Origin of the sequence: Lysinibacillus sp. NPDC093216 (assembly GCF_050280325.1) — a bacterium.
GTDB lineage: Bacteria > Bacillota > Bacilli > Bacillales_A > Planococcaceae > Lysinibacillus.
On record NZ_JBNNVB010000001.1, the window covers coordinates 260,630 to 279,933 of the forward strand.

At 38.9% G+C, this 19,304-nt stretch carries 19 protein-coding genes; 2 read left to right on the plus strand and 17 right to left on the minus strand.

Annotated features, from left to right (window positions below; translation table 11 throughout):
* Positions 1 to 512: 512 nt before the first annotated feature.
* The 4 genes from codY to xerC form a co-directional block, all read right to left on the minus strand.
* A complete protein-coding gene (codY, locus tag ACQKOG_RS01295) occupies positions 513 to 1,292 on the minus strand; it encodes a GTP-sensing pleiotropic transcriptional regulator CodY (RefSeq protein ID WP_370075233.1) in 780 nt (259 codons plus the stop codon).
* A gap of 87 nt (positions 1,293 to 1,379) precedes the next feature.
* Positions 1,380 to 2,777: an ATP-dependent protease ATPase subunit HslU gene (gene hslU / locus ACQKOG_RS01300; protein WP_370075234.1), complete on the minus strand. Its 1,398-nt coding sequence runs from the start codon at positions 2,775 to 2,777 to the stop codon at positions 1,380 to 1,382.
* On the minus strand, positions 2,777 to 3,322 hold the full coding sequence (gene hslV, locus ACQKOG_RS01305; protein ID WP_132357448.1) for an ATP-dependent protease subunit HslV: 546 nt from the start codon (positions 3,320 to 3,322) through the stop codon (positions 2,777 to 2,779). The genes hslU and hslV overlap by 1 nt, the downstream gene beginning before the upstream one ends.
* Before the next feature lie 20 nt (positions 3,323 to 3,342).
* Positions 3,343 to 4,242 (minus strand): tyrosine recombinase XerC, encoded by a 900-nt coding sequence (gene xerC / locus ACQKOG_RS01310; RefSeq protein WP_370075235.1) that lies wholly within the window; start codon positions 4,240 to 4,242, stop codon positions 3,343 to 3,345.
* 248 nt (positions 4,243 to 4,490) lie between these two features.
* Here xerC and ACQKOG_RS01315 point away from each other — a divergent pair, with 248 nt between their 5' ends.
* Positions 4,491 to 4,679, plus strand: coding sequence for a hypothetical protein (locus ACQKOG_RS01315; protein WP_370075236.1), 189 nt, complete (start codon positions 4,491 to 4,493; stop codon positions 4,677 to 4,679).
* A gap of 257 nt (positions 4,680 to 4,936) precedes the next feature.
* Here ACQKOG_RS01315 and trmFO read toward each other — a convergent pair whose 3' ends face one another.
* The 8 genes from trmFO to ACQKOG_RS01355 form a co-directional block, all read right to left on the minus strand.
* Positions 4,937 to 6,250, minus strand: coding sequence for an FADH(2)-oxidizing methylenetetrahydrofolate--tRNA-(uracil(54)-C(5))-methyltransferase TrmFO (gene trmFO / locus ACQKOG_RS01320; RefSeq protein WP_402868145.1), 1,314 nt, complete (start codon positions 6,248 to 6,250; stop codon positions 4,937 to 4,939).
* A gap of 18 nt (positions 6,251 to 6,268) precedes the next feature.
* Positions 6,269 to 8,347, minus strand: coding sequence for a type I DNA topoisomerase (gene topA, locus ACQKOG_RS01325; protein WP_370075238.1), 2,079 nt, complete (start codon positions 8,345 to 8,347; stop codon positions 6,269 to 6,271).
* Between the two features lie 91 nt (positions 8,348 to 8,438).
* Positions 8,439 to 9,335: a DNA-processing protein DprA gene (dprA, locus tag ACQKOG_RS01330; protein WP_427444556.1), complete on the minus strand. Its 897-nt coding sequence runs from the start codon at positions 9,333 to 9,335 to the stop codon at positions 8,439 to 8,441.
* 184 nt (positions 9,336 to 9,519) lie between these two features.
* A complete protein-coding gene (gene sucD / locus ACQKOG_RS01335) occupies positions 9,520 to 10,422 on the minus strand; it encodes a succinate--CoA ligase subunit alpha (protein WP_370042877.1) in 903 nt (300 codons plus the stop codon).
* Between the two features lie 17 nt (positions 10,423 to 10,439).
* Entirely contained in the window at positions 10,440 to 11,600 is a 1,161-nt protein-coding gene (gene sucC, locus ACQKOG_RS01340) for an ADP-forming succinate--CoA ligase subunit beta (protein ID WP_370075241.1), read from the minus strand.
* A 162-nt stretch (positions 11,601 to 11,762) separates the two neighbouring features.
* Entirely contained in the window at positions 11,763 to 12,065 is a 303-nt protein-coding gene (locus ACQKOG_RS01345) for an EscU/YscU/HrcU family type III secretion system export apparatus switch protein (protein ID WP_370075242.1), read from the minus strand.
* Positions 12,062 to 13,954 carry a hypothetical protein gene (locus ACQKOG_RS01350; protein ID WP_415730927.1) on the minus strand — a complete coding sequence of 631 codons (1,893 nt, stop codon included), beginning with the start codon at positions 13,952 to 13,954 and terminating at the stop codon, positions 12,062 to 12,064. The genes ACQKOG_RS01345 and ACQKOG_RS01350 overlap by 4 nt, the downstream gene beginning before the upstream one ends.
* 273 nt (positions 13,955 to 14,227) lie before the next feature.
* Entirely contained in the window at positions 14,228 to 14,986 is a 759-nt protein-coding gene (locus ACQKOG_RS01355; protein ID WP_427444561.1) for a ribonuclease HII, read from the minus strand.
* A gap of 117 nt (positions 14,987 to 15,103) precedes the next feature.
* On the opposite strand from ACQKOG_RS01355, the gene ACQKOG_RS01360 reads away from it, so the two are divergent.
* The gene (locus ACQKOG_RS01360) at positions 15,104 to 15,433 is read left to right on the plus strand and encodes a hypothetical protein (RefSeq protein WP_427444563.1); all 330 of its coding nucleotides are present in this window, start codon (positions 15,104 to 15,106) and stop codon (positions 15,431 to 15,433) included.
* A 198-nt stretch (positions 15,434 to 15,631) separates the two neighbouring features.
* Here ACQKOG_RS01360 and ylqF read toward each other — a convergent pair whose 3' ends face one another.
* The 5 genes from ylqF to rimM form a co-directional block, all read right to left on the minus strand.
* The gene (gene ylqF / locus ACQKOG_RS01365) at positions 15,632 to 16,504 is read right to left on the minus strand and encodes a ribosome biogenesis GTPase YlqF (protein ID WP_427444566.1); all 873 of its coding nucleotides are present in this window, start codon (positions 16,502 to 16,504) and stop codon (positions 15,632 to 15,634) included.
* A gap of 56 nt (positions 16,505 to 16,560) precedes the next feature.
* Positions 16,561 to 17,130: a signal peptidase I gene (gene lepB, locus ACQKOG_RS01370; RefSeq protein ID WP_337991310.1), complete on the minus strand. Its 570-nt coding sequence runs from the start codon at positions 17,128 to 17,130 to the stop codon at positions 16,561 to 16,563.
* A gap of 106 nt (positions 17,131 to 17,236) precedes the next feature.
* Complete coding sequence (gene rplS / locus ACQKOG_RS01375; protein ID WP_049668419.1) at positions 17,237 to 17,581, minus strand: 50S ribosomal protein L19; 345 nt, start codon at positions 17,579 to 17,581, stop codon at positions 17,237 to 17,239.
* A 117-nt stretch (positions 17,582 to 17,698) separates the two neighbouring features.
* Positions 17,699 to 18,436 carry a tRNA (guanosine(37)-N1)-methyltransferase TrmD gene (gene trmD / locus ACQKOG_RS01380; protein ID WP_370075342.1) on the minus strand — a complete coding sequence of 246 codons (738 nt, stop codon included), beginning with the start codon at positions 18,434 to 18,436 and terminating at the stop codon, positions 17,699 to 17,701.
* The gene (gene rimM, locus ACQKOG_RS01385; protein ID WP_370075248.1) at positions 18,436 to 18,951 is read right to left on the minus strand and encodes a ribosome maturation factor RimM; all 516 of its coding nucleotides are present in this window, start codon (positions 18,949 to 18,951) and stop codon (positions 18,436 to 18,438) included. The genes trmD and rimM overlap by 1 nt, the downstream gene beginning before the upstream one ends.
* Positions 18,952 to 19,304: the final 353 nt, after the last annotated feature.

Below are 19,304 nucleotides of genomic sequence, written 5' to 3' on the forward strand. Positions count from 1 at the left end.
GCGTCTATAAGGGTTGAAAACATACCTATAGGAGATGAGGAAAAGAATTAAAACATAGATTATTTCTCCCCCCTATTTAGTACTATAACATAGTTCGACTTAATTAGAGCATTGTAAATCAGCTGAAATTTTCGTCGATTTTTTGTCGAAATACGGAAAAGTTCAAAAAGGCATCTGGAACACAATTATTCCTGATGCCTTCATGTTACTAATGAATTTTAAGTGTCATATTAAATCTTTATGCAAAACGAGGGGGGTGATTTCTGTACCGACTTGGGGCGTCCAATGAGTTGCTTTTGTTTATCTGCGCAAAAAAGGAAGCATAGGACAGTTTCAGGTGTTTGGACACCTATAGAAAAGTAACTTAAATCCACATTTATCTCACCATCTATAGTGGTGGAAGACTTCTGTACCTGTCGTTTCACTAACGTTAAAAAAAGATATGAGAGAAGTTAAAAGGCATCTGGAAAATCCATTCCAGATGCCTGACATCGTTCCTAAAGAACGTTTTATTATTTCATTTTAATTTCAGCTAATGCATTTAAGAATTTACCGTTTAGTACTTTAATGTAAGTACCTTTCATACCTAGAGAGCGAGATTCGATTACACCTGCAGATTCTAGTTTACGTAATGCGTTTACGATTACTGAACGTGTAATGCCAACTCGGTCTGCAATTTTTGAAGCAACAAGTAGACCTTCATGGCCGTCAAGCTCTTCAAAGATATGTTCAATAGCTTCTAACTCACTGTATGAAAGAGAATTAATTGCCATTTGTACAACAGCTTTGCTACGAGCTTCCTCTTCAATTTCCTCAGATTTTTCACGTAAAATTTCCATACCAACTACTGTTGCACCATACTCAGCTAAAATTAAATCATCATCCTCGAATTGTGAAGATAAACGAGCAAGAATTAATGTACCTAGACGCTCACCACCACCAACAATCGGAACAATCGTTGTTAATGCATTTTGGAATAGCTCTTTGTTTTCAACTGGGAAAGCAGTATGTTCGTCATTAATATCTAGGTTTGAAGATGTTCCAGAAATTGTAAACAAGCTATGTGTATACGCTTCTGGGAATTGACGCTCTTCGAACATCTTTTTCATACGTTCGTTTTCAATTTGTTGATGAATTGAAATGCCTAAAAGCTTCCCTTTACGGCTCACAATATAAACATTACTGTCAATAATATCTCCTAATGTATCTGCCATTTCTTTAAAGTTTACCGGCTTACCAGCAGATGCTTGGAGCATCGAGTTAATTTTACGTGTTTTTTCTAATAAATTCATTATATGTTCCTCCTATAAATAATCCGAAGAGTATTTACTTAATATTCTAAAGTTTTTTATAACTGAATGAAACTATTCAGCCTTAGCTTACAATATAAACTGTGACAAATCTTTGTTTTTTACTATACCCGCAAGTTTTTGATCTACATATGCAGCATTAATTGGAATATTCGCAGGCGCAATTTCTGCAGCTTCAAACGATAATTCTTCCAATAAACGTTCTAAAATTGTGTGTAAACGTCGAGCTCCAATATTATCTGTCGCTTGATTGACCTCGGTTGCAATTTCTGCAATTCGTTCAATCGCGTCTTCCGTAAAGTTTATTTCCACGCCTTCTGTTTCTAATAATGCCTTGTATTGCAAAATAAGTGATTGGTCTGGCTCTTTCAAAATACGTACAAAATCTTGTTTCGTTAATTTTTCAAGCTCTACTCGAATCGGGAATCGTCCTTGCAATTCAGGAATTAGATCTGATGGCTTTGACATATGAAATGCTCCAGCAGCAATGAACAACATAAAGTCTGTTTTGACAGCACCGTACTTCGTCGTTACAGTAGAACCTTCAACGATTGGCAGAATATCACGTTGCACACCCTCACGTGATACATTCGCAGAGGAGTTACCATCCTTACTAGCGATTTTATCAATCTCATCAATAAAAATAATACCTGACTGTTCAGCTCTTGAAATAGCTTCTTGGGCAACTTCATCTGCATCTATAAGCTTATTTGCTTCCTCTATTGTTAGAATACGGCGCGCGTCTTTCACTTGTACACGGCGTTTCTTCTGCTTTTTAGGCATCAAATTAGATAACATATCCTGCATGCCACTGTTAGCTGACATATCCATGCCAGTTCCTTGTAACGCATCGAAAATAGAAGAATTTTGTTCCGTTACTTCAACTGTAACCCATTCATTTTCTAATTTACCATTGCGTAAATCGATAGCGATTTGCGCACGTTTGGAGCGTACTTCAGTTTCTTCAGAGGAATCGTCATTGGCTTGCGGTTCTTTCCCACCAAATAACATTTCAAATGGATTTTGCATAGACTGTTTTTTTCGTAAGGAAGGAACCAATAGCTTAACGATGGCTTCGTTTGCTAATTCTTCTGCTTGGTCCTTTACAGACTCCGTCATTTCTTCTTTTACAAGACGATGAGAAGCTTCTACTACATCACGTACCATTGACTCTACGTCGCGTCCAACGTACCCTACTTCTGTAAACTTTGTTGCTTCTACCTTCACAAATGGTGCATTCGTTAGCTTTGCAATTCTTCGTGCAATTTCTGTTTTTCCGACACCTGTAGGTCCAATCATCAAAATATTTTTTGGAATTACCTCAGCCTTCATCTCATCACTTAACAGTGAGCGACGATATCGATTACGTAACGCAATAGCTACCGCTCGCTTCGCTTCATTTTGTCCAACGATATAACGATCCAAATGCTCAGTAATTTGTCTTGGCGTTAAATTATTTTTTGTCATTAGTTAAGCGCCTCCACGATAATATTATGATTCGTAAACACACAGATTTCAGCAGCAGTTTCTAATGCTGCTTCTGCAATTTCGCGAGCAGACATTGTATCACCCGCATATTTTTTCAGAGCACGACCTGCTGATAATGCATAGTTTCCCCCAGAACCAATTGCCAAAACCCCATCATCCGGTTCAATTACCTCTCCCGTACCTGAAACAAGAAGGAGCGTACTTTTATCCATTACAAGCAGCATGGCCTCTAATTGACGTAGCATTTTATCACCGCGCCATTGCTTAGCTACTTCAACCGCTGCACGTTGTAAGTTGCCATTGTATTCATTTAACTTTCCTTCAAACATTTCAAAAAGTGTAAAAGCATCGGCAACCGATCCGGCAAATCCGGCAAGTACCTGCCCATTAAACAGACGTCTGACCTTCCTTGCTGTACCCTTCATTACAACCGCATTCCCTAGGGTTACTTGACCATCACCTGCCATAGCGCAAGCTCCATTATGATGAACCGCAAATATCGTTGTCGCATGAATTTGTCCCATTTGCCTTCCTCCTTAGCTTATTATGCCCTTGGATGAGCATTCATATATGTTTGACGAAGATGCTCTTTTGTTACATGTGTGTAAACTTGTGTAGAAGTTAAATGAGCGTGGCCTAATAACTCCTGCACCGTACGTAAATCTGCGCCATTATTCAATAAATGTGTGGCAAAAGTATGGCGAAGCATATGTGGATATATTTTCGTATGGAGCGAGGCCTTGTCAATCATTTCAGTTAAAATATGACGTACACCTCGAGGAGTAAGTTCCCCACCGCGCATGTTGACAAACAATTGCTGATGACTTGTGTTTTTCATCAATCGTGGACGAGCTTGCTCTATGTAATCCTGCATAGCTAAACTCGCAAATTGCCCGAATGGAATAATACGTTCTTTTCGCCCTTTTCCCATTACCCTAATAATTGAATAATGGAAATCAACATCTTCTACTTGAATAGATGTGAGCTCACTTACACGAATACCTGTCGCATATAACAGCTCTAATATAGCCGTATTTCTTAATGATTTCAAATCATCGCCAACATTCGCATCAAATAACTGCTTCAACTCTTCTTCATAGAAAAAACTAGGTAAGCGTGATTCTTTTTTAGGATGATAAAGTGATCGAAATGCCCCATCATCTAATCCGTACTGTCTATTTAGAAAGCGATAGAAGGAGCGTATTGAGGAGATTTTCCTTGATACCGATGATCTTGCTCTCTTTTCATCGTACAACTTCGTCACATAAAGACGTGCATGTATATACTCAACACTAGCTAAATCATTTACGCCCTCCGCCTGCAAAAACGCTAAAAAATCTAGTAGATCCGATTCATACTCTCGCACTGTATGAACAGAGAAGTTTTTTTCAATTTGGATATAAAGCATAAACTGCTCAAGTGCATCTTGGGACGAAACTAACATTAAAAGATTCACCACCAATGGATTTATTGATAATCTTCTCAAATTATGGGTCATCACCATAACGTGGGGTTGATTTCCGTTCCGGCTGGGCGCTTTGTAGCTGACGCTTCGCTTTCGCACAGATAAAACATTTGTTGCTGCCGCTTCGCTTTCGCACAGATAAAACATTTGTTGCTGACGCTTCGCTTTCGCGCAGAGCAGAGCTTCCTGGGGGCGTCCGATGAGCCGCTTGGGACAACAGATGTTTTTTGCGCGAAAGCGTAGTGCTAACGAAGCGTCAGCAGCAGGATGTTGGTCACGAAGGCGTTATCACAGGACGTGATGTTTTTAGCCTTCGTTCCTCTATCGCTGATCCCCAAGGAGTCGCCCAGCCTCCACTCCAATCAACTTATATACATGGCATACGTTTTTTACAAATGCAATTCAACGTTGGCTGATGAGCCTAAAGTGCTTTCACTTGCCATTAAAAGAATGTCAATTTTCGATGATCCTCTTTAGTTTGTCACTTTGGGTATTGTTAATGTAGAAAACATACATATTGACACTATACCTATCTTCATCATATAGCAAGTGGAAATGTTTATATTTTGAGAAAATCTCCATACAAAATAATAAAATTCGTGTAAATTAGCATTTTGCCTACAAAAAAGAAAAAGCCTCTAAGAGTATATCAACTTTTAGAGGTTTTTTGCAATCAAATTGTTTGTGAATTCACAAAATTACGAATTGTGCTTATTGCACGTGTAGCATGCATCTCTGCACGCTCTGGTTTTGAACGACGTCCTGGTGGTAGTTCAGGGAAAATTCCAAAGTTGACGTTCATTGGCTGGAAGTTTTTAGATTGTGCTTCTGTTATATAACGCGCCATACTTCCTAACGCCGTTTCGAATGGGAAGATAAGTTGTTCTTGCCCTAATGCTAATCGAGCTGCATTTATACCAGCAATTAATCCACTACCAGCAGATTCAACATATCCCTCGACACCTGTCATTTGGCCAGCAAAGAAAATATTTTTTCGCTCGCGAAGCTGATAAGTTTTCTCTAGAACCTTTGGTGAATTAATGAATGTATTTCTATGCATAACTCCATAACGAACGATTTCAACATTCTCTAATCCCGGAATTAATTGCAATACTTCTTTCTGTGGTCCCCATTTTAAATGTGTTTGGAAGCCAACTATATTGTAAAGAGTTCCTGCTGCATCATCCTGACGTAATTGAACAACAGCATAAGGTCGTTTCCCTGTTTTTGGATCTTCTAGACCTACTGGCTTCATTGGTCCAAATAACATTGTTTTCTCCCCGCGAGCAGCCATTACTTCGATTGGCATACAGCCTTCAAAGTAAATTTCCTTTTCAAATTCTTTTAATGGCACAACCTCTGCTTCGATTAACGCTTGACGGAAACGATCAAATTCTTCCTTTGTCATAGGACAGTTTAAATAAGCTGCTTCCCCTTTATCATAACGAGATTTTAAATAAACTTTCTCCATATCAATGCTGTCTTTTTCAATAATTGGTGCTGCTGCATCATAGAAATATAAATAATCTAAACCTGTTAAGCTCTGAATTTTTTCAGCTAAAGCTTTCGATGTTAGTGGTCCTGTAGCGATCACAGTAATGCCTTCTGGAATTTCCGTGACTTCTTCATGAATTACTTCGACAAGAGGATGATTTTTCACCGAGTCTGTCACATAGCCCGCAAATTCATGACGATCCACTGCTAAGGCACCGCCTGCTGGTACTGAACATGCATCTGCTGCCTTCATAATAACAGAATCTAAAATACGCATCTCTTCTTTAATCACACCTACGGCATTTGTTAATCCATTTGCACGTAGTGAGTTTGAACAAACAAGCTCTGCAAATTTATCAGTATGGTGGGCTGGTGTTTGCTTTACTGGGCGCATTTCATAAAGTCTAACTTTCACACCACGTTGAGCAATTTGCCAAGCAGCCTCACTGCCCGCAAGACCTGCGCCTATTACATTTACTACTTGTTCAGTCATGTTCTTACCATCTTTCTATCATTGAGTAGGTGTCTCTTCATAGTCACATTTCGTACACTGAATTTGCACACCTTTTTTAATTTTTTTCTCTACCAATAATGCACTACATTTCGGACATGGTCTACTAATTGGCTTATCCCAAGAAACAAATTCACACTCAGGGTACTGATTGCAGCCATAGAATAAACGCTTTGTTTTACTCTTTCGTTCTACAATTTCGCCTGTTTCACAGGATGGGCATTTTACGCCAATAGGTTTCATAATAGCTTTTGTATTGCGGCAATCTGGGAAGTTTGAACAAGCCATAAATTTCCCATATCGTCCAAGCTTAAAGACCATTGGAGATCCACAAAGCTCACAATCCTCGCCGGCCGGTTCATCTTTTATAACAACCTTTTCCATAGCCTCATCTGCATGCTTTACATGGACCTCAAAATCCTTATAAAACTCACGGACAATTTCTTTCCACTGACGACTACCTTCTTCAATATCATCCAAATCTTGCTCCATTTGTGCTGTGAATTCGATATTTATTTCATCAGGGAAAAACTCTAATACGAGTTGGTGCACGATTTCTCCCAGCTCAGTCGGCATAAATCGTTTTGCATCTAATACGACATAGCCACGGCGCTGAATTGTATCGAGGGTCGGTGCATATGTGGACGGGCGCCCTATACCTAACTCTTCCATTGTCTTTACAAGACGCGCCTCTGAATAGCGTGGTGGTGGCTGTGTAAAATGTTGCTTTGGCTCAATTTCAAGAGATTTTACTTGATCGCCAACTTCCATTTCAGGTAGAAGCTTTGTTGTTTCTTCAGTTTGATCATCCGTACCCTCAATATATAACTTCATAAAGCCAGCAAATTTAACTTGTGAGCCGTTTGCACGGAATAAAACATCCCCATTTTGTAAATCAACAGCAACTGTATCAAGTACAGCCGGCGCCATCTGACTAGCGATAAAGCGCTCCCAAATTAAACGATATAAGCGCAATTGGTCGCGACTAAGCACTGCTTTTAATTCATCTGGAGTTCGTATCGTACTAGTTGGACGAATGGCCTCATGGGCATCTTGTGCATTGGATGCTTTTTTAGCCTGCTTCGATTCTGTGGAGATGAATTCTTTGCCGTATTTAGATTCAATGTAGGCAATTGCCTCTGTTTTTGCTGTATCCGAAATACGTGTTGAGTCGGTACGCATATAAGTGATTAAACCGACTGTTCCCTCTTTTTTACCCACATCGATACCTTCATATAATTGTTGCGCAAGCATCATCGTTTTCTTAGCACGGAAATTCAACTTACGTGCGGCCTCTTGCTGTAAAGAAGATGTTGTAAAAGCAGGTGCTGCATTTCGTTTACGTTCTTTTTTAGATACATTGACAACTTCAAAACTTGTACCTTTAACATTTTTTAAAATAGATTTTACTTGTTCTTCATTTGTTAATTTAATTTTTTCTTTGCCATTACCATAATAAAGCGCATCGAACGTTTTCTTACCTTTTTCAAAAGAACCTTCAATTGTCCAATATTCTTCCGGTTGGAAGTTTTTAATTTCATTTTCACGATCAATAATCATGCGTAGTGCTACAGATTGAACTCGTCCTGCTGATAATCCTTTTTTAACTTTTTTCCAAAGAATCGGGCTAATGTTATAACCAACAAGTCTGTCCAATATACGACGTGTTTGCTGTGCATCTACTAAATCCATATTAATAGGACGTGGATTTTTAAAAGATTCTACAATCGCATCTTTTGTAATTTCATTAAAAACGACACGACAATCTGAATGAATATCAATATTTAACGCAGTCGCAAGGTGCCAAGCAATCGCTTCTCCCTCGCGGTCTGGATCGGCCGCTAGAAAGACTTTCTTCACTTTTTTAGCTGCTGACTTTAAGTCCTGTAAAACAGGACCTTTACCACGAATAGTAATATATTTAGGTTCAAAATCATTTTCAGGACCAACACCCATTTGGCTACGTGGTAGATCACGAACATGCCCGATTGACGCTTTCACTTTATATTTTTTCCCTAAATATCGTTCAATTGTTTTTGCTTTTGCTGGTGATTCTACAATCACTAAATAATCCGCCATCTATGTCTCCCCCTTAGAGAGGTCTATTGCTAATTTTTTAAGTTACCTGTTGCAAAATGTATAACAGATTTTAAGATAATGCAACTTTTTTTCAATTTTTGTTAGAAAAGAGAGTAAGTGTTTCAACGATTTCGTGACCATTGCACACCGGAATAGCTCCTTCTAATAGTAGTTTATTTGTGCCTTTTGATTGCTCCGCATTAATTGGACCCGGCACAACAAATACATCTTTTCCTTGCTCTAATGCATAATCTGTTGTAATAAGCGTTCCACTTCTTAATGCTGCTTCGGTTACTACTAAAGCTTTGGACAATCCGCTAATTATTCGATTACGCATTGGAAAATGCCATTTCTCAGGCTTCATATACGGAGGATACTCTGTGACAAGTAACTGATGCTCCGCCATATGCTCAGCGAGAGGCTGGTTTTCCATAGGGTATAAATAATTAAACCCGTGACCAAGCACTGCAATTGTGGAACCACCAACCTTTATGGTTGTCTCATGAGCGATCGTATCTGCCCCTCTTGCAAGCCCGCTTACGACAGTATATCCGTGTTCAACAAGTGGTGGGACGATTAGATCCATCGCAATCTTTGTATAAGTTGTAGCCTTTCTAGAGCCTATAATGGCTACTTGTTTTTCGCCCGTTAATAGAGAATACCGACCTTTCACATACAATACAGTAGGTGGACTTGATATTTCAAATAATTGCGCCGGATAAAAAGGATGATGAAAAGGAATAGGGGAAATATTGGCCCGTTCATAAGCTTCCCTAAAAGGGAATGTCATAATTTGTCGAAAACTCCGGGATATTTCCAATGCTCTTTGAGATGGTAGTTGCAGTGCTTTTGCAATCTCGTAAGGGGGCGCGTCTTCAAAATAACTTAGTATATCCACCGGGGACAGTAATTGCTGAAGTTTTTGAAGTGGTAATGGGTATATATAATGTAAAGCTAGTAATCTCTGTGTATCGACTGAAAAAATCATTTAAAAACCTCCTTTTAAATAGAAGAAATTAAATGACCGCATCTTTAATGACACAGCTTTTTTTAGGAAAGGTTCTAAGTAAGTAGGAAGTGGGAAGTTCTTGAACACAATTCCGTTAGAAGCATATTAAAGCCGTGTCTACATAAAGTAAAAGATGTAGCCACAGTGTGCTACATCTTCCATTTTAATGGGTTTTACACTTTTCGTATAGCCCTTTTTCTTTGATTACTTTAATAAGTGTGTCACCAATGACAGATGGCGTTTCCGCTACTTCAATACCAGCAGCATTCATTGCCTTAATTTTCTCTGCTGCTGTTCCTTTACCACCTGAGATAATAGCACCAGCGTGACCCATACGTTTTCCTGGAGGTGCTGTTTGTCCACCGATAAAGCCAACGACAGGTTTCGTCATATTTGCTTTAATCCACTCAGCCGCTTCTTCTTCAGCTGTACCCCCAATTTCCCCGATCATTACAACTGCATATGTTTCTGGATCGTTGTTAAACGCTTCCAAAACATCGATAAAGTTTGTACCATTGACAGGGTCTCCACCGATACCTACAGCTGTAGTTTGGCCAATACCAGCTTGTGTTAATTGGTGTACAGCCTCGTATGTTAACGTACCAGAGCGAGAAACAACTCCTACATGCCCTTTTGTATGGATATACCCTGGCATAATACCAATCTTACATTCATCTGCCGTAATAACACCTGGACAGTTTGGACCTACTAGACGTGTCTTTTTACCTTCCATATAACGTTTAACCTTAACCATATCAAGGACAGGAATATGTTCAGTAATACAGATTGTTAATTCTAATTCAGCATCAACTGCCTCTAAAATAGCATCTGCCGCGAATGGAGCAGGTACATAAATAACTGAAGTTGTCGCACCTGTTGCAGCTACAGCTTCCACTACAGTGTTAAATACAGGCACTCCTTCGATTTCAAGACCACCTTTACCTGGTGTTACACCAGCTACAATTTTAGTACCATACTCAAGCATTTGCTTCGTATGGAAAAGCGCTGTTTCGCCCGTAATCCCTTGTACAATTACCTTCGTATCTTTATCAATAAATACAGCCATTGTTCTCCCTGCCTTCCTTAGCCTACTAGTCCCACAATTTTTTGTGCACCGTCAGCCATTGAATCCGCTGCAACGATGTTCAAACCAGATGCATTTAAAATTTCTTTTCCAAGTTCTACATTTGTACCTTCTAAACGTACAACTAACGGCACAGCTAGTCCAATTTCTTTGGCAGCTGCTACAACACCCTCAGCGATAATGTCACATTTCATAATTCCGCCAAAAATGTTTACAAAGATGCCTTTTACATGTGAATCAGAAAGGATGATTTTGAAAGCTTCTGTTACTTTTTCTGCCGTAGCGCCGCCACCTACATCTAAGAAGTTAGCGGGGCTTCCGCCATAATAGCTAATTGTGTCCATTGTAGCCATCGCAAGACCAGCTCCATTAACCATACAGCCAATATTGCCATCTAACGAAATATAGCTAAGGTCATATTTTGATGCTTCGATTTCCTTTGGATCTTCTTCATCAAAATCACGTAATTCGACAATATCTTTATGACGATACAACGCATTTGCATCGAAATTAAATTTAGCATCTAATGCCAAAACTTCTCCTTGCCCAGTTATAACAAGTGGATTAATTTCTACAATAGAAGCATCTTTGTCGATAAATGCTTGATATAAGCCTAACATTAATTTAACAGCTTTCCCTACTAGGTTAGCTGGAATATTCATATTGAACGCCATGCGACGTGCCTGGAAACCTGTTAATCCCACAACAGGATCCACAACTTCTTTGAAGATTTTTTCTGGATGTGATTCCGCTACTTCCTCAATATCCATGCCGCCCTCTTCTGATCCCATCACTGTTACACGGGATGTTGCGCGGTCTAATACTAAACTTAAATAGTATTCTTTTTGAATATCAGAACCCTCTTCAATATATAAGCGTTTTATTTCTTTTCCTTCAGGACCTGTTTGATGAGTTACTAAAATTTTGCCTAGTAATTCTTTTGCATATGTACGCACCTCGTCAAGGTTTTTAGCGATTTTTACGCCACCTGCTTTACCGCGTCCACCTGCATGAATTTGCGCCTTGACTACTGTCACATTAGAGCCAAGTTCCTTTGCTACTTTCACTGCTTCATCAGGGGAAAAAGCAACTTTTCCGTTCGGTACAGCTACACCATATTTTCTAAGAATCTCTTTCCCTTGATATTCATGGATATTCATAATACATCCTCCCATCAAACATTTGCATAAAATTGTTTTACTAACATAATCTATTCTAACGAAAGATTCTGATAAAGTCTACACTTTGTCTTTTATTCATTTTTTATCTTTTAATATGACGTTTTCTTCTGTTTAGTGTACTAAAACAGAGTTTTATGAAAATCAGAATTCTTCGTTTTTTCTGTATTTTTGCGCATATTGTTGATCTAATCGATATATAAATGCAAATACCTCAGCGACAGCTTCGTACAATTCTTCTGGAATTGACTCATTTAAATCTAATTGTCCAAGTAATTGAACAAGGTTAGGATCCTCATAAACCGGGACATCGTGCTCATTCGCGCGTGCTAATATATTTTCCGCTATTTTCCCTTTTCCTTTTGCTACGACTGTTGGACTATCAAAACGTCCTAACTTATACGTGAGAGCGATAGCCTCTTTTCGAGTAAATTTTTCTTCACTCATATGCGAAAATCCACCCCACTATGTTCCTCCTGCTGTTCTACTACAGGGGTTATTTCAGGTTGGGCTTTTTCAAATTGTTTAATAAAAACGCCTGAAAGTTGATACTCTTTTTCAGCTAGTCCTTTTTTTAATGCTGCTTTTAGTGGTTCTGCAAGCGGAATAATATCATTATTTTCATTAAATACTGTCACAGAAACTACACGATTTTGAACCTGCATATCAATAACCGTCTCTTTCATAGATTCCATTTGTAAATAAAATAATATACGCGCATAATTGGCATCAATTTTACCATCTTCCTTCATGCGTCCATTCCACTGTAATGTTGCATCCATTTTCTTGCCGAAAAATTCCAATGGTACTTGCATAATAAGCTGGTGCTGATGGCCATTCTCTCCTGATGCTAGCTGCATGCCGTTCATACGTGCCATTAACATTTCCGCAGCTTCCTTCAACTGCGGAGTAACATGTGTTTCCTGCAATAATGTATGTAGCTGCGGTTTTAATTGATGGGCAATCTGCTGTAAATCTGCTGACTTATTACTAAGTGTCGCTTCATAGCTAACTCCTAGATTTTTTAATACCGTTTTAAGTGCATGTTCCATTGCTTTACTGTCCATAGAATTTTGTACATGGGCATCTGCCTGCGTAACGATCTGTTGAATCATTGATTGCGGGGATTCAACACTATTTTTCATAAGACTTCGCATGAATGCTTCATTTTGTAGTGGAGTAGTAGCTTCATGCTTTAAAAGCGATAATAAATGGTCCTTTACTGAAAGAGCATTAGCGTCTTGTGTAAATAAACGCTCCGAAGAATTTTCTGCAAATGCTTTTATAAGCTGTTCTTGCATCTGTTTTGCGAAAATCTCTAGCGTTTGTTTAGTTGCTGGTAGCTGATTAAATCGATCGATAAGTTGATTTAATGACTGCTTTTGTTCATTGGTAAGCAAACTTTGATTTGCTGTCCAAGATTTAAGCTGGTCAACAAGATGATTTATATTGTCAGATTTTGTCGTTAAAATGGTTTGAATAACTTCTCCAGCTTGTTGGAACTGATTTGACTGTATAGACTTTATATCGCTAAGACTTGACCAGTTTTGCAAAGTTGCCTGCTGAGGAAGTATCCCTGCCTCTTTTAAGATATTCATGGCTTGAATCTTTTCACTCATAGAAGCAGCATTATTCGTTAATATTTGTATGGACTTGGCAAGTACTAAACTACCTGTTTCTACTTCAAAAGGCTTTGCAATAGCCTGTACTTGTTGCATTAGATTTTGCTTAAGGTTTTCTGGTAAAGCTATATCCTTCGTTAAAAGTTGCGTAAAGTTTTCCATTACGGAAATCATGCCATTCGTTTTTTGTCCACTAATAAGAGCTTGAAAAACATCATTTGTCATCGGCATTTTAAACTCCACCATTTTTTGAATGGCTTGCAGGGCATCCATCTTAGTAACACCCTCTGGTAATGCCTTTAACCACACTTCTGCCTGCATCAGCTGCTCTTTTGAAATCGGTAGCTGCGCTTTCATAAAATGAGCTAGAATTTGCTGCATCTCAGCTGTTTTGGGCAAATTCATTGATTCAAGTAACTGATTAATTTGTTGACTTTGAGAAGCCGTTTGCTCCATAGGGCCGGTAACAACTTTTAGTTCTGTTTGTGGGCTTGTACCAGTTACTTGGAAGAAGTGGGCATCACCTGCTTTTAGCGGCACTTCGAGTTTAGCAATAAATTTCTGCTGACCAACTTGTATTTCTGCCATTTGATCTGGATATAATTGTTTGATTGTTCCTTGAAATACTTGTCCTTGTTTTAAAGTAAGTGGCTGATTAGTTGGGGTTAAAGCAGTTTGTTGCATTTGAATCGGATTAAAAGATGTGGCTGTCATATACATACTCCTTTCATCAACTACTCCTTGGCGTAATTGGCGTCCTTTTTTAACGTGGGGACGATTTCTGCTCCGACTGAACGCTTTCCTAGGGGGGCGCAGGCGTAGCTCAAATCAACTTATCCACATGATATACGTTTTAACAAATGTCATTTCTAATTTTCGCTTGGTGTGCCTGTTAAATGACATCCGCCGGAACATTAACTTATTTCAGAGGATGTTTGTACAATAAATATTTGTAGCTGTCGCTATATAAAACATTGCTGAAACAAGTTAAAGCATTGACTTTATCGGCTCAAATGATTTGCGATGATGAATAGTTGGACCAAATTCTTCAAGGGCTATTAAATGCTGTTTTGTTCCATATCCTGCATGTTGAGCAAAACCATACATAGGAAATTCCTCGTCCAATTGATCCATATAATCATCTCGAGCCGTTTTTGCCAATATGGATGCAGCTGCAATAGCTAAGCTTTTCGCATCCCCTTTAATTATTGAATCCTGTGGAATAGAGATTGGTAGCGTCATAGCATCAACTAGCACATAATTAGGTTTAATAGATAATGATTCTACACTTGTCTTCATCGATTGCTTCGTCGCTTCGTAAATATTTAATTCATCAATTTGTTGTGCTGATTGGAAATGGATAAAATAACATAATGCATGCTCTTTTACTAAAGCAGCATACGCATTGCGTTTATCTTTTGATAATTGCTTTGAATCATTTAATCCGACTAGAGCCTCACAGTTTACAGGTAAAATAACAGCAGCAGTTACTACTGGTCCTGCTAACGGTCCACGCCCTGCTTCATCTACCCCTGCAATTAAGGTATTTTCTCCTCCGTAGCTTCGATCGAAATCAATTTTCGCTTGATGTTCCTGCAGTATCTGTTGCTTTTTCTCTTGACGCTTTTTCCAGCTTTGCCAAGCCTTTTGCACGCCTGCACGTTCATCGGTTGCTACCCCCGTCATCCAGTCCTGCCATTCCTCCGCTTCCTTCAATGCTGTAGTAATTTCTTTAATCGTTTTCATATATATACTCCCTTTTTGTCTACATCAACAGTTTAAAACATTTTGCGCTGATTGTTATCGAACATTCTACTAATATCAGCCATTTTTTCACTAGAAGGTAGTGGATTCTCTCAAAATATGGATCATCACCATAACGTGTGGTTGATTTCCGTTCCGGCTGGGCGCTTTGTTGCTGCCGCCGCTTTCGCACAGATAAAACATTTGCCGCTGACGCTTCGCTTTCGCGCAGAGCAAAGCTTCCTGGGGGCGTCCGATGAGCCGCTGATCCCCAAGGAGTCGCCCAGCCTCCACTCCAATCAACTTATATATAGCATATGTTTTAATAAAAGACATCCTCAACTTTTGGTGATAAACCAAAAATATGTATTCCCTTTTTTCTATATCAATAATAATATAATTTCTTTTTCTCGCTCTATATCATTTATCGGCAAAAAGAAGTATTCCTAAAAGAAAAACTGTCACGCTCACGATTTAAGGCGTGAGTATGACAGTTTTACGTTCGTTATCCCGCATTAACGGGCAGTAATTTATTTGTATCGAAAGCAAAGATTTTAGGTGAGGGATTCACTGCTCGTAAATGCCCGATTGGTGAAGACTAATAATCAGCGGAGATGAAAAACGCCCACTAATTAAAGTTTCGTATTATTACTGCTCTGTTTCTTTTTCAAGTTGTTCGGCAACAAAGTCAAATGTTAGTTTGCCTAATTGTAACCCACGAATATCGCGAACGATTAGTTGAGCTACTTGATCATAATCGATTTCTCCTCCAGGACCGAAAACACGACGAAGTTTACCGATATGATCGAAGGTATCCACTAAATCTTCATGGATAAACTGGAAGCCATAGCGTTCTTCCATTCGTGCCGGATAATGAACGGATAAAAAGCGTAGACCATATACAGCTAAATCCTCCATATTCGTTATTGTATCCTTTATAGCACCTGTTAAGGCTAATTTAAAGCCTACTTCTTGATCTTCGAATTTCGGCCATAAAATACCTGGTGTATCGAGTAATTCTAGATCCTTGCCTACCTTTATCCATTGTTGAGCCTTAGTTACCCCTGGAGTATTCCCCGTTTTTGCTATATTTTTCTTTGCTAGACGATTAATGAGCGTCGATTTCCCTACGTTAGGAATTCCAACAATCATTGCACGAATAGCTCTTGGCTTCATCCCACGTGACTTCATACGGTCAAATTTTTCTTTTAATATTTCTTGAGCAGCCTTTGTAACCTGCTGTAATCCTTTGCCTTCAAGGGAATTGATTGCTACTGCTTTATGGCCACGTTGTGCAAAATATTCAACCCATTTACGTGTTTCGTGCTCATCTGCCATATCTTGTTTATTTAAGATAAGGAGACGCGGTTTTTGATTAATCACTTCGTCTATCATCGGATTTCGGGAAGATAGCGGTAAACGTGCATCTATTAATTCAAATATAATATCAACTAGCTTTAATTTTTCTGTTACTTCTCTACGGGCCTTTGCCATATGCCCCGGAAACCATTGTATAGTCATATCTATACCTCCTAAACTAAAAGAAAAAGGGAGTGTTTAGCCCTCCCTTTCAAGAATTACTTTACAATTTTAATATCACTGAACGGCCAGAAAATCAGACTTGTATTACCAATAATCTCTTTCTGATCGACGACTCCAATAATACGACTATCCTTACTGTATCGACGATTATCTCCCATAACGAAAACATAGCCTTCTGGAATTACATTATCTTTTAGGTTTACATCAATGTCTTTTAATGTAAAATCCTCGGTTAAAGTACCTTCTGTAATTTTTGATTTGTAAGCATCTAAATAAGGCTCATCTATCGGTTCACCGTTAATGTATAATTGGTCATTTTTATATTCCAATGTCTCTCCCGGAAGCCCAATAACACGTTTAATATAGTTTTTCTTCTCAGGAGCATGGAATACAACAATATCAAAGCGTTTTGGTTCACCTATTTTATAACCAATTTTATTCACAATCATACGGTCGCCATCTTCAAGGGTTGGCATCATGGATTGGCCATCTACTGCAATGGGTGTAAATAAAAAATAACGAATAATCGCTGCAATCGCAAATGCAATTAGAAGTGCCTTTGTCCATTCCCATAATTCATTCTTTTCCTTTATCTGCTTTTCCATCGAGATTTGCCCCCTTGTCTATCCTCATTTTAGTTGATAGCTATTTAAGATGACAAGCAAAAAGAAAAGGGGCTTGTTACACAAGCCCCTCACTTTTAAGTCATAATTATCGAATTTCTTTAATACGAGCAGCTTTACCACGTAGGTTACGTAGGTAGTAAAGTTTAGCACGACGTACTTTACCACGACGTACAACTTCTAAGTTAGCGATTTTTGGTGTGTGTACAGGGAATGTACGTTCAACACCTACACCGTAAGAAATTTTACGAACTGTGAAAGTTTCGCTAATACCGCCACCACGACGTTTAATTACTACACCTTCGTATACTTGGACACGTTCACGAGTACCCTCTACTACTTTCACGTGTACCTTAACAGTATCACCAGGACGGAAAGTTGGTAGATCAGTGCGAAGTTGAGCTTTTGTAATCTCTGTAATAATGTTTGACATTGTTTTTCTCTCCTTAGACAGATGCTCTTGCACGCAATCTATGCCACAGCGGAACACCGTAATTCAGTACTTCACATAGAAGTACAGATTAGATGTTATCATAAATATAGATAGCAATCAAGCATCTTTATCGTTGTTTTTAAGTTTTTCTAAATACAATTTTTGCTTGTCTGTTAATGGATAATTCTCGAGTAAATCAGGACGACGCTCGAATGTTCTTTTCAAAGACTCTTCCGTACGCCATTGCTCAATCTTTGCGTGATTGCCCGATAGTAAAACATCAGGTACTTTCATTCCGCGAAATTCAGCAGGGCGTGTATAATGTGGGTGCTCTAGAAGACCCGTTGAGAACGAATCTTGTATGTGGGAATCCTCTTGTCCTAAAACCCCTGGCAGAAGTCGTACAACGCTATCTATAACCGTCATAGCCCCTAGCTCGCCACCAGTTAATACGAAATCTCCAATTGAAATCTCGTCTGTGACAAGATGCTGACGAATGCGTTCATCATAACCTTCATAATGCCCACATAAAAATACTAGTTCTTTTTCTTGCGCTAGCTCTTCTGCCTTTTTTTGAGTAAAGCGTTCACCTTGCGGACACATCAAAATGATACGAGGATTTTTCCCTTCTGTAATAGCCTCTACAGCGCTAAACATCGGCTCTGGTTTTAATACCATTCCCGCACCACCACCATACGGATAATCGTCTACTTGATTATGCTTGTTACCTGAAAATCCACGGAGATCAGTTACTTCCAGATTTACAGCACCTTTTTCCTGTGCTTTCTTTAATATGGATGCTCCAAAAACACCTGTAAACATATCCGGAAATAAACTTAACACATGAATATTCATCATAGAAGACCTTCCATTACATGTATCACTATTTTCTTCTCATTAACATCAATTTCCTTGACGATATCCTCGATATATGGGATGTAATGCTCTTTTTTAGTGCCCTTGACTACCCATACATCGTTAGCGCCTGTTTGAAGAATGTCAGTCACTGCCCCGATTGTTTCGCCTTCTTCAGATACAATTGTACAGCCAATTATTTCGTGGAAGAAATATTCATTTTCCTTTAATAAATCATCTGTCATTTGATCTTTCGTAATTTTGAGCATTCCTTCTTTGAAAGGCTCAACCAAGTTGATGTTATTCATTCCCTCAAAGGTTAACAAAATAAAGTTTTTATGACGACGCATTGATTCAATTGTTACCCACGTTGGCTTTTTATCGTCTTTTTTAAACGCCGCAAGCTTTATTCCTACTGCGAAGCGCTCTTCCTCAAAATCTGTTGTTGATAACACACGCACCTCACCGCGAATACCGTGTGTATTGACAATACGACCTACATTAAACCATTCCATTCAAATCTCACCTCATATCAATTTCGCCTTGGCGGAATTGCGTCCGGATTTTGAATTGTGCCCGCACAATTCATTCCTTTAAAAATCCGTGACATCCGCCGGAGGCTTTATCTTCATTCAGCGGGTGTTTGACACCCACTGAAAAGGAATCACATCCTCATTCATCTCACCACCTAAGAGATGGGAGTCTTATGCTGAATGAAGATAAAAATGCTAAACATGCTCATCCCCGTCAAGCTCCTTGCTAATCAGATCAAAAAGCAACCTTCTCTCACGTTTCACCTACAAAAGCAGTTTAACTTTTGGTGGACGGTGTTATAGCTTAGACGTTGACCAGTCTTCCTCAATGTCAT